This window comes from Geoanaerobacter pelophilus, from assembly GCF_018476885.1.
In the GTDB taxonomy this organism is placed as follows: Bacteria; Desulfobacterota; Desulfuromonadia; order Geobacterales; family DSM-12255; genus Geoanaerobacter; species Geoanaerobacter pelophilus.
This window is the reverse complement of sequence record NZ_JAHCVJ010000007.1, coordinates 1-15,274: the sequence shown is the minus strand read 5'-3', so window position 1 is coordinate 15,274 and position 15,274 is coordinate 1. Positions and strand designations below refer to the sequence as shown.

The 15,274-nt window shown below is 50.0% G+C and carries 15 protein-coding genes; 5 read left to right on the top strand and 10 right to left on the bottom strand.

What is annotated here, in order from left to right:
* Positions 1-32: 32 nt before the first annotated feature.
* The 4 genes from infB to rimP are packed head-to-tail and all read right to left on the bottom strand — an operon-like array spanning position 33 to position 4,974.
* A complete protein-coding gene (infB, locus tag KI809_RS15800) occupies positions 33-2,690 on the bottom strand; it encodes a translation initiation factor IF-2 (protein ID WP_214172557.1) in 2,658 nt (885 codons plus the stop codon).
* Positions 2,687-3,283 carry a DUF448 domain-containing protein gene (locus KI809_RS15795; RefSeq protein WP_246559457.1) on the bottom strand — a complete coding sequence of 199 codons (597 nt, stop codon included), beginning with the start codon at positions 3,281-3,283 and terminating at the stop codon, positions 2,687-2,689. Before KI809_RS15795 ends, infB begins: the two co-directional genes overlap by 4 nt.
* A gap of 8 nt (positions 3,284-3,291) precedes the next feature.
* Entirely contained in the window at positions 3,292-4,443 is a 1,152-nt protein-coding gene (gene nusA / locus KI809_RS15790; protein WP_214172556.1) for a transcription termination factor NusA, read from the bottom strand.
* A gap of 51 nt (positions 4,444-4,494) precedes the next feature.
* On the bottom strand, positions 4,495-4,974 hold the full coding sequence (rimP, locus tag KI809_RS15785) for a ribosome maturation factor RimP (RefSeq protein ID WP_214172555.1): 480 nt from the start codon (positions 4,972-4,974) through the stop codon (positions 4,495-4,497).
* A gap of 215 nt (positions 4,975-5,189) precedes the next feature.
* Between rimP and bioB the strand changes: the two genes are divergently transcribed.
* Genes bioB through bioA form a run of 3 tightly spaced genes read left to right on the top strand, consistent with a single transcriptional unit; the run spans position 5,190 to position 8,263 of the window.
* The gene (gene bioB / locus KI809_RS15780; protein ID WP_214172554.1) at positions 5,190-6,179 is read left to right on the top strand and encodes a biotin synthase BioB; all 990 of its coding nucleotides are present in this window, start codon (positions 5,190-5,192) and stop codon (positions 6,177-6,179) included.
* A complete protein-coding gene (bioD, locus tag KI809_RS15775; RefSeq protein WP_214172553.1) occupies positions 6,172-6,903 on the top strand; it encodes a dethiobiotin synthase in 732 nt (243 codons plus the stop codon). Before bioB ends, bioD begins: the two co-directional genes overlap by 8 nt.
* Complete coding sequence (gene bioA, locus KI809_RS15770; RefSeq protein ID WP_246559456.1) at positions 6,893-8,263, top strand: adenosylmethionine--8-amino-7-oxononanoate transaminase; 1,371 nt, start codon at positions 6,893-6,895, stop codon at positions 8,261-8,263. Before bioD ends, bioA begins: the two co-directional genes overlap by 11 nt.
* 29 nt (positions 8,264-8,292) lie before the next feature.
* On the opposite strand, the gene hisS is transcribed toward bioA, so the two are convergent.
* Positions 8,293-9,540: a histidine--tRNA ligase gene (gene hisS / locus KI809_RS15765; protein WP_214172552.1), complete on the bottom strand. Its 1,248-nt coding sequence runs from the start codon at positions 9,538-9,540 to the stop codon at positions 8,293-8,295.
* Positions 9,541-9,704: 164 nt separating this feature from the next.
* Here hisS and KI809_RS15760 point away from each other — a divergent pair, with 164 nt between their 5' ends.
* Together KI809_RS15760 and KI809_RS15755 are read left to right on the top strand one after the other, a co-directional pair.
* Positions 9,705-9,887 carry a hypothetical protein gene (locus KI809_RS15760; RefSeq protein WP_214172551.1) on the top strand — a complete coding sequence of 61 codons (183 nt, stop codon included), beginning with the start codon at positions 9,705-9,707 and terminating at the stop codon, positions 9,885-9,887.
* Between the two features lie 17 nt (positions 9,888-9,904).
* A complete protein-coding gene (locus KI809_RS15755; RefSeq protein WP_214172550.1) occupies positions 9,905-10,201 on the top strand; it encodes a flagellar basal body protein in 297 nt (98 codons plus the stop codon).
* Between the two features lie 193 nt (positions 10,202-10,394).
* Here KI809_RS15755 and cydB read toward each other — a convergent pair whose 3' ends face one another.
* From cydB to KI809_RS15730, 5 genes are all read right to left on the bottom strand, one after another.
* Positions 10,395-11,450 (bottom strand): cytochrome d ubiquinol oxidase subunit II, encoded by a 1,056-nt coding sequence (gene cydB / locus KI809_RS15750; protein ID WP_214172549.1) that lies wholly within the window; start codon positions 11,448-11,450, stop codon positions 10,395-10,397.
* A gap of 3 nt (positions 11,451-11,453) precedes the next feature.
* On the bottom strand, positions 11,454-12,800 hold the full coding sequence (locus KI809_RS15745; protein ID WP_214172548.1) for a cytochrome ubiquinol oxidase subunit I: 1,347 nt from the start codon (positions 12,798-12,800) through the stop codon (positions 11,454-11,456).
* Positions 12,801-12,969: 169 nt separating this feature from the next.
* Complete coding sequence (locus tag KI809_RS15740; protein ID WP_214172547.1) at positions 12,970-13,374, bottom strand: RrF2 family transcriptional regulator; 405 nt, start codon at positions 13,372-13,374, stop codon at positions 12,970-12,972.
* A gap of 85 nt (positions 13,375-13,459) precedes the next feature.
* Positions 13,460-14,737 carry a peptidase MA family metallohydrolase gene (locus tag KI809_RS15735; RefSeq protein ID WP_214172546.1) on the bottom strand — a complete coding sequence of 426 codons (1,278 nt, stop codon included), beginning with the start codon at positions 14,735-14,737 and terminating at the stop codon, positions 13,460-13,462.
* Between the two features lie 141 nt (positions 14,738-14,878).
* The coding region (locus KI809_RS15730; RefSeq protein WP_214172545.1) for a hypothetical protein at positions 14,879-15,274 on the bottom strand (396 nt) is incomplete at its 5' end.

The following is a 15,274-nucleotide window of genomic DNA, read 5'->3' as shown; positions in this document are numbered from 1 at the left end:
CCACATCATCCCCGATTGCATAAGCCGCGTTCTTACAAAGTTGCCGCGACTTTTTCCATCTCAAATGCTTCTATGATATCGCCCAGCTTGATGTCATTGTAGTTTTCAAGACCAATACCGCACTCATAACCGGTGGCAACTTCCTTGACGTCGTCCTTGAAGCGACGCAGGCTTGACATCTTCCCGGTGTAAATGACCACATTGTCACGAAGCAAGCGGACCTGAGCGTTCCGAACAACCTTACCATCCTGAATGTAACTACCAGCAACATTGCCAATCTTGGGAACAGAGAATACTTCACGAACCTCGGCACGGCCAAGATACTTCTCTTTGAAGGTAGGCTCAAGAAGACCTTCCATGGCCTTTTTCACATCTTCTACCGCATCGTAGATGACATTGTAGAGACGGATATCGACCCCTTCCTTCTCTGCCATTCCCTGAGCCTTAACTTCCGGTCTCACGTTAAAACCGATAATGATGGCATTGGAAGCAGTAGCGAGGTTTACATCCGATTCGGTAACCGCACCAACTGCTGAATGTATGACATTGAGGCGCACCGCGTCAGTAGACAGCTTACGGAGTGACTCGCCAACAGCTTCCACCGAGCCCTGGACATCGCCTTTGACAATAACGTTAAGGTCTTTAACTTCGCCGCTCTGGATCTTTTTATAGAGGTCATCAAGAGAAAGCTTGCTGTGCTTGGCAAGTTCCATCTCGCGCTGTTTGATCTGGCGCAAGGTAGCAATCTCTTTAGCCTGCTTTTCATCCTTCATTGCCACAAATACGTCACCGGCATCAGGAACGCCGGAGAGGCCGATAACTTCAACCGGCATGGCAGGTCCGGCTTCGAGGACCTTTTCGCCACGGTCATTCTGCATTGCCCTGACGCGACCGGAATGGACACCGACTACGCAGTAGTCGCCCAGCTTGAGCGTTCCTTCCTGCACAAGCACCGTAGCTACCGGGCCACGCCCTTTGTCCAGCTTGGCCTCAACAATGGTACCCTTGGCCTGTTTATTCGGATTGGCCTTCAACTCCATGACATCTGCCTGCAGAAGAATCATTTCAAGCAATTCTTCGAGATTTAACCTCTTCTTGGCAGAAACCTCAACCATGGTGGTATCGCCACCCCAATCAGATGACTGGAGGCCGAACTCAGTAAGCTCCTGCTTGACCCGGTCAGGTTTTGAATCTGGCTTGTCGATCTTGTTGATGGCAACAATGATAGGGACACCGGCGGCCTTTGAGTGGTTGATTGCCTCGCGAGTCTGAGGCATGACGCCATCATCGGCGGCGACAACGAGAATGACGATGTCAGTGACTTTTGCACCTCTGGCGCGCATGGCTGTAAACGCTTCGTGACCGGGAGTATCCAGGAATGTGATCTTCCTGCCGTTCCGTTCGACGTCGTACGCACCGATATGCTGGGTTATCCCGCCTGCTTCGCCGGCTATGACGTTTGCTTCACGAATTGCGTCAAGGAGTGATGTCTTACCATGGTCAACATGACCCATGATTGTTACCACCGGTGGCCGCTCCTCCAGAGACTCAGGAGCATCAGGAGCAGCCTCTACAATCTCCTCAAGGTCAATAGCAACATTTTCGATCTCATAACCGAAATCCGCGGCAAGAATGGCCGCTGTATCCACGTCTAGAGGGTGATTGATAGTTACCATCATCCCTTGTTTCATAAGAACACGGATGAGATCCGTGGCTTTTACGCCCATTCTTTTAGCGAGTTCGCCGACAGTGATCGATTCTGAAATCCTTATGATTCGCTTGATAGCCTTAGGCGTGGTAATTTCTGTCTTGCGCCCTTCGGGTGCGCGCTGCTCCTTGTTCTTCTTCTTTTTGCCAGATTTACCGGGCTCAAAGACCCGCTCACGTTTCTCGGCAAGATCTGCCTTGCGCAGCACCTCTTTTTTACGATCCACGCCCTTTTTGGGGGCACCTGGCTTACCGCGGTCTCCAGTTGGAGCCGCCGCCATATCCACCTCGATACGCTTCTTACCCTTGCGATCATCGGCTACTACAGGCGGGGCTTGGACCACATCAGAAGCACTCTTTTCACGCTGTGGCGCCGGACGATCTGAAGGACGCTGTTGTGTCGGTCTGTCTTGGGGTCTTGACGATGGGCGCGGTGGCTCGCGACGCTCGGTCGGTGCTTCCTTGGTACGTACCCCTGGAATCTCAACTCGCCCGAGAATGACAGCACGATTTGCGGTAGCTCTCTGGACCGGGGGTTGCTCCTTTGGTTGGGGAGGTTCCACCTTTGGCGGTTCGGGAAGAGGCTTGGCAACCTCAACAACCTCTTCAGTCTTTACCGGAGCAACAACAGTTTCTTGCGGTTCAACCGGTGCTGCCTCTACTACCGGAGCAGGCTTGACAGCTTCCACCTTTACCGGTTCGGGAACCGGCTCAGGCTGAGGCGCCACAGGCTCTTCAACCGTATCAACAACCTTGGCACGTCTTCTAATAACCGTACTAGTTACCCGCACCTCTTCCTTGGGCACTTCACGGTCAGGAGATGAACCCTTGGGCGCAGGGGCTTCTAACCTCTTTGCATCCGCCTCATCAATCATAGCCATATGGTTCTTAACCTCGACACCGGCATCCTTAAGCTTTATCATAAGCTCCTTATTGTCGATGCCCATTTTCTGGGCCAATTCATATACGCGGACTTTGCTCATTCATGCGCCCCTTCCTCAGAGAAGTTCCTGAAGCGTTCAATCTCTTTTAAGACTACTGGTACAAAATCGCCATTTTGAATAGCCACTGAACTGCGCAGCCCTTTGCCAAGCAGTGCGCCGATTCTATCACGTGTCAAAGCACGGTAACAGGGTATCGCTGCTCTAGTAGCAAGATATTCTGTTTTCTGGCCGATTTCGGATGATACATCTTTGGCTATAACCACAATCCCTGCATTATTTTTCTTAATGGCCTCGGCCACCATATCACTACCGGAAATGACCTTACCGGCCTTATTAGCTAGTGCAACATATGAGGCGATTCTATCTTCGAGCCTCACTAAAACACTCTCAACAAATTCTCGTTTATCAGCAACAGTCACCGGCGTCTTAAAAACCCGCGAGAACTGGTTCCTTTTCAACGCTTCTTCCAGGCAGCCCTTCTTTAAGCAGGTATATGCGCCCCTGCCCGGCAATTTAGCAAGAATATCCGGTATCAGGGTACCATCAGGTGCCAGAACAAAACGCAGAAGGTCCTGTTTGGCTTTTGTCGATCGGCACCCCAGACAACTGCGCTCAGGGCTATTTTTTACCATTAAGGTCCTTAAACCTCAGCCTCTGGGGCGGCAACAGTTTCAGTAGCTTCTGCATCAGCTTCAGCAGCAGCAACCTCGTTGAGTGTCCCATCATATGAAGCAAATTCGAGGAGCTCCCCTTCTGCTTGCCGGGTTTCACTCTTCATATCGATCCGCCAGCCGGTTAGTTTGGCAGCCAACCTGACGTTCTGTCCCCTCTTGCCAATAGCGAGCGAGAGCTGATCATCGGCTACAACAATCTCCATGGCGCGATTCTCTTCATCAATGAATACCTTGGTAACCTGTGCCGGCGATAAGGCATTACAGGCAAATCGAGCGATATCTTCTGACCAGGGGATAATGTCGATCTTTTCGCCTCTGAGTTCGGACACCACGTTCTGGACCCTGCTTCCTCTCATCCCGACGCAGGCGCCGACAGGATCGACATCGGAATCATGGGAATAAACGGCGATCTTTGCCCGACTGCCGGGCTCCCTGACAACTCCCATGATCTCTACGATTCCTTCGGCTATCTCAGGCACCTCGGCCTCGAACAGTTTTACCAGCATGCCGGGATGAGTTCGCGAAAGAATAATCTGTGGCCCTTTTGTCGTCATCCGGATATCGGTAATCAGCGCCTTCACCCTGTCTCCCTGGCGATAAACCTCGCGAGGAGCCAGTTCCTTATTGGAAAGCACCGCCTCGGCACGACCCAGATCGATTATCAGGTCACCCTTTTCGTAACGCCTGACCAGCCCGTTAATGACCTCACCGACCCGATCCTTGAATTCATTGAAGATCGTCTCGCGCTCTGCTTCACGTACTTTCTGAATAATCACCTGCTTGGCGGTCTGCGCGGCAATACGTGAAAACTCACTGGAGGGAAGCTTCATCCCGATAGAGTCACCGACTTCAACCTCTGGATCCTCTTCACGGGCTTCGTCCAGGGTAATCTCCTTATAGGAATCCTGAACTTCCTCAACGACCGTAACGAACTCGAACAGCTCCACCTCGCCAAGATCGGCGTTGTAATGAGCCTCAAGGTCTCGGGTGTTGCGATACTTCTTGTTGGCGGCAGTAAGAACAGCCTGTTCCAGCGCCTCGAGGATCACCTGCCGGTCAATCGCCTTTTCCTTGACGATCTGGTCGATGGTGTGTTTGAGATTAAAATTTGTTTCCACTGATGTTTCTCCTTGGCAATAGTCAAAGATGCGCCGGATAAATTTATAGAGTTACATTTCGAATTCGAGATTCGCTTTAGCAATTTTATTTAAAGGGATTTCGGCCAATTGCCCCTCTTTAAGCTGGATTTTGACAGTACCGTCTTCCAGACCAATCAAGTTGCCGAGAAAGGTCTTGCGCTTATTACCATCAGCATCCGGAAGCAATTCAAATGTCCGGATCTTCACCAGGCGACCAGCATACCTGACATAGTCCTCTTCGCGCTTCAAAGGCCGGTCAAGGCCAGGTGAAGAAACCTCAAGAGTATAGTGTTCACTGATAACATCTTCAACGTCAAGCAATTGGGAAAACTCGTGACTGAAATCAGAGCAGTCATCAAGGGTAACCCCGCCACTTTTGTCGATAAAAAGCCGCAGCACCATAGATCTGCCCACGCGCTGATACTCTACATCTACCAGCTCTAAACCGAGTGAGCCAGCGATGCTCTCAGCAATCTTGGTTACTTTTTCTGTTACTGAATTCTGGGACATATAAAAAAAACCAAAAAAAAAGCGAGCTGTAGAAGCTCACTTTTTAGTAGTGAACGTAAATTGTGCGTATTATTTAGCACCCAAATATCAAAATTGCAAGCATTTTTTCAGAGTAATTCTTATGATTATCGCTAGAAAGCATAAGAATTTACCTTGTCAACCAAAGCTACAAATCAGGTTGACAAGCATTTCCTGAACGTGATAGTTAGCTCAGCATGAATACTAATTATCATGAACTAAGCTCAAGAATTATCTCCGGCCACGACATCAACGAACAAGAAGCAGCCCTTCTGGCAACGCTAAGCGGTGTGGAGCTCTACGAGTTATTCATCGCTGCCTCTCGGGTTAGAGACCACTTTCTTGGCACTAAGATCCATCTCTGCTCCATCATCAATGCGAAATCTGGCCGGTGCCCGGAAAACTGCTCTTTCTGCGCCCAATCAGCTCATCACAAAACAGATACGCCAGTTTTTCCCCTTGTTGACGAAGAAGCAATTGTTACTGCAGCAAAGTGCGCTGCAGCAGAAGGTTCTGGCTGCTTCGGCATCGTCACCAGCGGCACCGGAATATCCAAAGGGAAAGAACTGGATCAGATAATTCGGGCCATCAAACGTATCCGCTCTGAAACAGGCATAACTCCAGCCTGCTCGCTCGGGATAATAGACCTCGAAACAGCCCAGGCTCTCAAGGAAGCGGGAGCAGGCACCTACCATCACAACCTGGAAACAGCGCGCAGCTTTTTCCCTCAGGTATGCTCTACCCATCAATACGACGAAGATATTGCAACAGTCAAGGTCGCAAAGGACGCAGGACTGCGCGTCTGTTGCGGCGGAATTCTGGGGCTTGGCGAAAACGTTACCCAGAGAATCGAGATGGCCTTTACCCTTCGTGAACTCAAGGTGGATTCTGTGCCGCTCAACTTCTTGAATCCGATACCCGGCACCAAGCTGGAAGGGACGTCTCACATCACGCCAATGGAATGCCTGCAGGCGATTGCCTTATTTCGGCTGATACTTCCTGATCGGCAGATACCGGTATGTGGCGGGCGCGAACATAACCTGCGTGATCTCCAGTCCTGGATTTTCCTGGCTGGAGCAAGCGGAACCATGATCGGCAACTACCTCACGACTGCCGGCCGTCAACCAGAACAGGACTGGCAGATGCTGAAAGATCTGGAGTTGGAGGTAGATAGCTGCAATGGCTAAAGCTAAAGGGATCTTCATCACTGGAACCGACACCGGAGTCGGCAAAACCATTGCAGCAGCAGCGCTTGCCAGGCTGTTAAAAACAAGCGGCATCAATGTCGGCGTTATGAAGCCGGTAACCAGCGGGTGCCGGGTCTCAGCCGATAAGCTGATTTCCGACGACGCTGAGTTGCTTGCCTGGGGTGCCGGCATATCCGAGGTAACCTCTGACATTGCCCCTTATCTCCTGCGAGAGCCGCTGGCACCCTCAGAAGCAGCCTTACGCGATGGCACCAGAATCGATTTCACCACCATCATCGATGCCTTCAACAGGCTGGAGCAACAACACGACTTTGTCATAGTTGAAGGGGCTGGAGGCTTGATGGTCCCGCTTGCCGGAGGACTTCTGGTGGCAGACCTTATCACCCATCTCAACCTCCCGGCCCTGGTGGTTACCCGACCCAATCTCGGCACTATCAACCATACCCTGCTGACCACGTTTGCCGCAAAACAGATGGGAATTAACGTTGCCGGAATTATTATCAACAATTTCCCCGCCGATCCAGACGATGCAGAATCATACGCTCCCCATATGCTCGGCTCACTTGCCAGCGCCCCGATACTTGGGGTATTCCCAAAAATTGAAGCGACCGATCTTCATCTGGTTGTGGAGCAATTGGCTGAGGCCATTGCCGCTCACCCCCTGACCCGTTTCCTGAAAGAGGAGCTTGGCATTGACAGCTAGCAATAACACCGAACAACTGCGCGAATACGACAGAAAGCATATCTGGCACCCTTTTACCCAAATGAGCGAATGGGAAGGGTCTGATCCGCTGGTCATCGTCCGCGGAGAGGGTTGCTGGCTCATCGACAGTGACGGGAACCGCTACCTTGATGGCGTTGGGTCTATCTGGACTAACGTCCACGGCCATGCCGTACCGGAGATCAACCAGGCAATCAAGGAGCAACTAGACCGGATCGAACACTCCACCCTGCTCGGCCTTACCAATGACAAAGCCGCCATCCTGGCAAAACAACTCGTAGATATCGCACCTGAAGGCATTACCAAGGTATTTTATTCAGACAATGGCTCAACCGCTGTAGAGATTGGGCTGAAGATGGCGTTTCAGTACTGGCAGCATCTAGGTAAACCTGGCAAAACAAGGTTTATCTCATTCCGCAATGCCTACCATGGCGACACTATCGGTGCAGTCAGCGTGGGGGGAATTGACCTCTTCCATGCCGTCTTTAACCCGCTTCTTTTCAAGGCGATCCATGCACCCTCCCCTTACTGCTACCGTTGCGAATTATGCCCAGAGAAAAACCATAATCATTGCCAAAAGGAATGCCTTACCGAACTGGAACGCCTGATAGCAACCAACGCCGATGAACTGGCCGGGCTTGTCATAGAGCCTTTGGTTCAGGGGGCTGGCGGAATGATTGTGCAGCCTCCTGGCTTTTTGCAACGGGTCAGAGAGTTATGCGACAAATACGACATCCTGATGATTGCGGATGAAGTCGCAGTGGGATTCGGCAGAAGCGGAAAAATGTTTGCCTGCCAACAGGAAGGGATAACACCTGATATCATGGCGCTGTCAAAGGGGATTACCGGAGGTTACCTGCCCCTGGCGGCCACAATGACCACCCAACAGGTATACGACGCATTTCTGGGGGAATATCGCGAACTGAAAACCTTTTTCCATGGCCATACGTTTACCGGGAATCCGGTGTGCTGTACTGCCGCCCTTGCCAGCCTCGAGCTGTTCAACAAGAAGCAGATTCTAGCTGCACTGCCCCCTAAGATTGACTATTTAGCCGAAAGACTCGGACATATCATCACGCATGATCATGTTGGTGATGTTCGCCAATGTGGCCTGATTGCAGGGATTGAGTTGGTAAAAAACAAAACAACCCGCGAGCCATACATATGGGAAGAACGCATCGGTGTCCAGGTTTGTCAGGAAGCGCAAAAGCACGGTCTGTTTCTCCGGCCTCTGGGCAATGTTATCGTGATATTCCCTCCGTTGGTGATCTCTTTGGATGAATTGAAACTCCTTATGGATGGTATCGAAGCATCAATCCAAACTATCTGCAGTAACTCTTAATCTCAGAGCAGCGCACTCGACGCTGATCGCTATGGTCGTAAAGCGGCAAAAATATCTTGGGTTTCCAAGCGAATATCGGCTTGCGTGCCTTTATCCATATCCTTGAACTGAGCAGTGCCCTTGGCAATCTCGTCTTCACCAATAACCAGGGTAAAGCGACTATTGAATTTATCCGACCGGCGCAACTGACTTTTCAGGCTTTTCCCGTCATAATCAATTTCCACACTCACCCCTTTAGCCTGCAATTCCCCCATCAATTTGAATGCAAACCCACGGGCTTCAGTGCCCAGTGCGGCAATAAAGAGATCCGGTCGGCGGGTAAAATTCTTGTCAGATAGCAGCAAGGCCACTCGCTCAACCCCCATGGCAAAACCGATCCCAGGGATTGCCGGCCCCCCCAGTTCAGATATCAGGCCATCGTACCTGCCACCGGCAGCAACCGCACTCTGCGAGCCAAGCAAACCGGTCACCAGTTCAAAAGTAGTTCTGGTATAGTAATCCAGCCCTCTAACCATCCGAGAATTTACTGAATATGGGGTTCCAGCGCTGTCAAGGTACTGTTTTGTCTTGGAGAAATGATCTTCGCAGCCAGCGCAGAGATTGTCCAAAACGGATGGAGCTCCCGCTGTAGCCTCTTTGCATCCGGCAGCCTTGCAATCGAGTGCCCGCAAAGGATTGGTTTCAAACCTGCGTTTGCAATCATCACACAAAAGTTCCAGCCGGGAACGGAGGAAATCTTTGAGAGCCTGCCGGTATGCAGGACGACATTCCGGACAGCCAAGCGAGTTAATCTCCAGGCGCGGCTCAGTTAAGCCGAGTTCAGCGAAAAAGTGACAGAGCATGTTAAGCACCTGTGCGTCAATCATAGGATCGACAACACCGGTCACCTCAGCACCTATCTGATGAAACTGTCGGTAACGCCCCTTCTGCGGGCGCTCATAGCGAAACATCGGTCCCATATAGTACAGCTTAGATACGGAATCCTGCGCATAGAGTTTATGCTCGATGAAGGCCCGCATCACACTGGCAGTACCTTCCGGCCTGAGCGTTACCCGGTTGTCCCCCTTGTCGACAAATGAATACATCTCCTTCTCGACGATATCAGTGGCATCACCGATTGATCGGGCAAACAGCTCGGTTTTTTCCATGATTGGAATGCGAATTTCACTAAAGCCATAAAGCTCAAACACTCTACGTGCGGTTGCCTCTATATACTGCCATTTCTCGACCTCCCCAGGAAGGATGTCGTTGAACCCTTTTATGCCGGTAATTGCCATATGCTGCCTATCTCCTGTTTTAAAATCTCAATAGCCGATCGCGCATAATGTATCCCCCTGGACAACGAATTTCAACCAATAACCCGCATCAAAAGCCTTGCCACAACATTTTTCTTAATTTTTGGGCAATTATGCCGATATTTATTATACTTGGGAGGTCAGACATGGAAATATCGGATATGGCGGGAATGGCAGTGCAGATGTCTCAAAGAAACTACCGCGAGGGATTGAGCCTGATGATGATTAAGCAGGCTGCTGAATCCGAAAAGCAGCTGGCAAACATGCTCGAAACCCTCATGGTCAGACAACAGCCGGATCCGCGTTTTAAGATGTCGGTCTATGCATAGGAGGGAGAAAGGTTCCCATGAATGACGTCAGCAGCATAGCCCAAAGCAGCCTTAATGCCCTTACCACCAAGCTCGAAGTTTCGGCAAACAACATTGCCAATTCAGCCACCGAAGGGTTCAGATCTTCACAGGTAAACTTGGCGGCAAGGCAAGATGGAGGTGTAGACGCGACAGTAGCAACAACCGATGAACAGGTCAATATCTCCCGCGAAGCGGTTGAGATGCTTTCGACAGTCAACGGTTTCAAGGCTAACCTGCAGGTGTTAAAAGCCGACAAGGAGATGACCAAAAGTCTGCTGGACATCATTTCCTAGCCGGATGTCTCTACCTGCAGTTTGCGAAGGGAGGCGATGACGGAGAGAGATAAGGCGAACCGTAACGCATCAAATACAACGGGAGACCATGATCTTCCGTAACATGGCTGTTCTCACAGACATGAAGCAACATGAATTTAAAAAGGGGGCCGAGAAGATTTCGCGGCCCCCTTTTATTACTCAGCAGTTACAATCAATATGCATGTGGATCCGTCAACACATCCTCTGCCCTGACCGGAGCCCGGAAGATCCGGTACACCCAGATTTTGTAGCAGATTACCGTCGGCACCATAATCAGCGCTACAACAGTCATGATTTGTAGTGTCAGCAGGCTTGACGAGGAGTTGAAGATCGTCAGGTTTGAAGCTGGATCAAGACTAGACGGTATCAAGTTGGGGAACAGCCCGGTCACTCCAGTGAAAACCACAAAAACTATAGTCAGGCATGAAAAGAGAAATGCTTTATGCATCGCTCCCTTAAGGGCAAAGAGCTTAACCAGAAGTAACGAAGCAACTGCGATCAGAGGAATAATGACAAGGATCGGCGCATTAAGGAAGTTGGCGTATAACTTCGTGGCCGGGTAAGAATAGCCCAGGAACGCTACAGCAACAACCAGCAGTGGGAACCACAGTTTGTTTGCCAGAACTCCGGCCCGTTGACTCAATTCGTCGCTGGTCTTGATAGCCACATAGAGCGCGCCGTGAACCGCGAACAAGAGCACAAACAAAATACCGGTGACTAGGCCATAGGGATTAAGCAAACCGATCAGCGTACCATCATAGCTGAAATTGACGGCAGCAAAGTCATTTTTCATCGGAATACCTTTAAAGATATTGCCAAAGGCAACACCAAACAACAGTGCCGGTAAAAAGCTCGAAATTATAATGGCAACGTCCCAGGATTTTTTCCAGGTACTACCCTCCAACTTGCCTCTGAATTCAAAAGAGACCCCGCGCACGATCAAGGCGAACAGTAGCAGGATCAGAGCTGAATAAAGATTACTAAACATAAGGGCATAGGTTGTCGGGAAGGCCGCAAAAGTGGCGCCACCGGCAGTAATCAACCAGACTTCGTTACCGTCCCAGACAGGTCCGACGGAATTAATCAAAACTCGTTTTTCGGTATCATTCTTTGCCAGAATACCGGCCAGGAAACCAGTGCCCAACACAAAACCGTCAAGCATAAAATAAACCGCCCACAAAACTCCCCACAACACGAACCAGATGATTTGGAAAACGGATATATCCATGAGTTATGCCCTCCCCTGAACATTTATGATACTGGAAACATCTTTATCCGGTCCCTTTTTGGCGTATTTAACCAACAAGAAGATATCGATAGCGCCTAACATCCCATAGAGAACTGTAAAACCTATCAATGACAGAATTACCTGAGTTGTGGTGATCGATTTGGAAACAGCATCAGCAGTTTTCAGGACTCCGTAAACGATCCATGGTTGCCGACCCAATTCAGCTACAACCCAGCCTAACTGTTCAGCCAGATAAGGGGCGGGAATAGCACATACCATCAAGGTCAGGAAGGCACGATACTCGACGAATTTCTGACGACGCGACAGAACGATCCCCGCAAGACTGGTTAACAGCATAAACATCCCCAGACCGGTCATCGCCCGGAAACTGAGGAAGGTCGGCAGGACCGGTGGGCGAAGCTCTTTAGGAAACTCTTTAAGGCCCTTGATTTCGCCTGTTGCGTCATGAAATGCCAGAATACTTAGCATGTTGGGGATACAGAACATATCGACGTTGTTACACTCACGTGCCACATCAGGAATCAGCAACAGACTCATGCCGACACCGCGCCTTGTTTCCCATTGCGACTCCATAGCTGCAAACTTGGTAGGCTGGTGCTCGGCTATTTCAACAGCATGCATATCACCGGTCACGGCTACTCCAAGGGTTGCGACAAAGGCCCAGACCGCAGCCATCCTGAATGACCGGACAAAGAAGTCATTTTCATTTTTTCTGAGCAGGTGCCAGGCAGAGACGCCCATTATGACAAAAGCTGCCAACGCGTATCCGGAAAGCAGTGTATGAATGAATTTGATCCAGCCATAGTCGTTGGTCAGCACAGCCAAGAAATCATTCATTTCCGCTCTATTGTTGCGAATCACATAGCCAACAGGCTTCTGCATCCAGGCATTGGCTAAGAGGATTATTAGTGCTGATACGTTGGTAGCGACCGAGGCCAGCCAAATAGTAACCAAATGCGCCTTTTTAGAGATCTTGTTCCAACCGAATATCCAGACGCCGATAAAAACCGATTCAAGGAAAAAGGCAAGCGTGGCTTCTATGGCCAGAGGAGCGCCGAAAATATCGCCGACATAACGAGAATACTCGGACCAGTTCATCCCGAACTGAAATTCCATAGTAATACCGGTGACAACCCCCAGTGCAAAATTAATCAGAAACAGCTTGCCCCAGAATTTGGTCATGCGTAACCAGGTCTCGTCGCCGGTTGTTACGTACTTTGTCTCCATCCAGGCCGTCATTATGGACAACCCCAGCGTTAGAGGAACGAATATCCAATGGAACATGCCGGTTGCTGCAAACTGCAGCTGACTGAGAGTGACGACACTCATGAGGTAATACTCCTTTCAAGTCAAAATTGATTATTGAACTCTTCCGTGAAGTACCCGCCAATTACGTTTTCATCCGTCACCCCCGACTATATTTTCAAAACAAAGTAAAAAGCCCTAATACTCATTAAAAGGCCTTTTTAGTCCTTTAACCCGACAAAAAAAATGCTTTTTAATTCTTGGCCAACTCTTCAATTGTAACACTGCCCAGAATTTCCACAACCTTGCTTTGTACTTCCCGCCATACAGGATGAACAAGACAGGTGCTGTTGAATTCGCATCCCGTAGCATCCATCATGCATCTGTTAGGCATAATAGGCCCTTCGACAGCCTCAACTACTTCAAGCAAGGTAATCTGTGACGGTGACCGGCCAAGAACAAAACCGCCACCTGTACCCCTGAAAGAGTTAACTAAACCAATTTTTGCAAAACTTTGCAGGATTTTAGCGAGAAACGTCTGAGGAACTCCTGTAGACTCTGCAATCTCGCTGATCAGAGCAACAGAGCCTGGCTTCAACTTGGCCAAGTGGATGATCCCGCGAATTGCATATTCACCCTTTCGGGTAAGCTCCATCATAAAAGCACCTTAAAGACCAATTTTGTCTTTTTATACCCTGACCTGTTTTACATGTCAAGCCAATATTTTAAGCATTCCCAAAAAACTATCTAGCGTACTGCTTTTCCAAAGAAGCAAGCCACTCCTGATAAACTGCCTGATAATCGAGGGTTAAATCGGAAAGAGCCAAAGAAACCGAATCGGCAATGCCCTTGCCTGCCCCAAGATTTATAAGGATATCTTTAACCTTGTGCCAGCCAAAAGTAGAGGTGAGATACTTCACAAAAGAGAAACTCTGCTGATAAGCCAGTGCTGCCTCCTTAGGGTTGAGCGACGCAAAAGTATTTTCCATTTTAGCCAATGGCAGCAGAGATTTTTGCTTAACTGCTGCTTCCAGCTCCCTCAAGGGATGGTTAAAATCACGCCTCCCCTCAAGCTCTGCAAGTCCCTCATTCAGCCACATCGGACAATTTCCGGATGTCAGATCCTGAACAATAACATGCGTGTATTCGTGCAATAGGAGTGACCGGAGGATTTCATTAACTTCCGTGGCACCGCCGATCGGCAAACGGATTTTCCCGTCGTAAAGCCCACCGGACCAATCAGGGCTATTAGTCAGATTACGATAATCTGTCTTGGTATAAATCAGCACCGGTATCCTTGAGTTCGGAAAATGATTGAAGTCGGAGCCGACTCGATTGTAGGCCGATTCAAGAACATCCAGAATACCGTCGGCAAGTTTGGAACTGTCTCCTGCGTCAAATGATACAACAAACCTGGAACTAAACCCTTTATCCATCTTCCCTTCGACAGAAAGCTCGCGCCGTGCCTTGGCAAGAAGATTGGTCATTTCCTTGTTAGCAGGTTCAATATCTAACCCTTTTTCCCAAGCCTCAATGGCAGACTGTAAATTACCATTGTCATAATGGGCCCGCCCCAGGATCGATAAGATGTCTGGCGTGTCCCCTCCAGCCATCTGTCTGGCGCTGTCAAGCTCAATGATGGCTGCGTCATACTGTTTCGCCGAATAGAGCGCAATGGCCGAAAGTACCAGATATCGCTGGGTATCAGGGAAAAGTTCGGCGGCATTATCGAATACCCTGGCAGCTTCCTGGTATTTGCCGCCAGACATTAAACGTTGCCCCAAAATAGTATAAACTTCGGCAAGGTTCCTTCTCAGGGTAACATCGTAGGGAAAGAGGCTAGATGCCTTTTGCAGGTGTTCCAGGGCCTTTTCAGGTTCACCCCGCTTTACTAACTGGAGGGCGTAATCATTAAGGATCAATGGATCAGAGGCATTTGACGACTGTACCTCTGCAAACGAAACAGCCGTTAAAAGAACAATTGTAGCAATGAAATACTGCGGTAACCTGTTAATAGCCATGTGGCTACTATATCAGAAGTCCACCGCAGTTGAAACAGTAGTTCGCTCCACGGCCAAACCTTCCAACTAGGCAAAAAGGGGCATCATGCACCAGACCGCGCATGATGCCCCTTCACATTTGACTCAGCGTAATTAATTAGATTACCACCTGGTTTTGTTGTTCCACATCTGGTTAACCGGGTTGTAGGTCGCGCCGCCGGCGGTCCCGGTGTTGTGGCAGCTGGAACCATAGGAAGCGACCGTAGGCTGGGTGCCCTGGGTTGTTCCGGTGGCCCGATTGGTCTGGAACCACCAGCCTCCAGGGCTCTGGGCGGAACCAGGGGTACCGGAGTACCGCGATCCACCACCAGGGAAACGGCCAGCCCCCAGAGCCGAGGAGGTCAAGGTGCTCTGGATGATGTTACCCGGCGTTGCTGATGTTGCCCCAGTGGATATGACTGCCGACTGCGCTTGTCCGAAATGCCGTGCATCAAGGCAGTTGGTGACTGCGAGCCGCGGCAGACGGGAGACATGCGGTGCATGGCACTTGGCACAGCT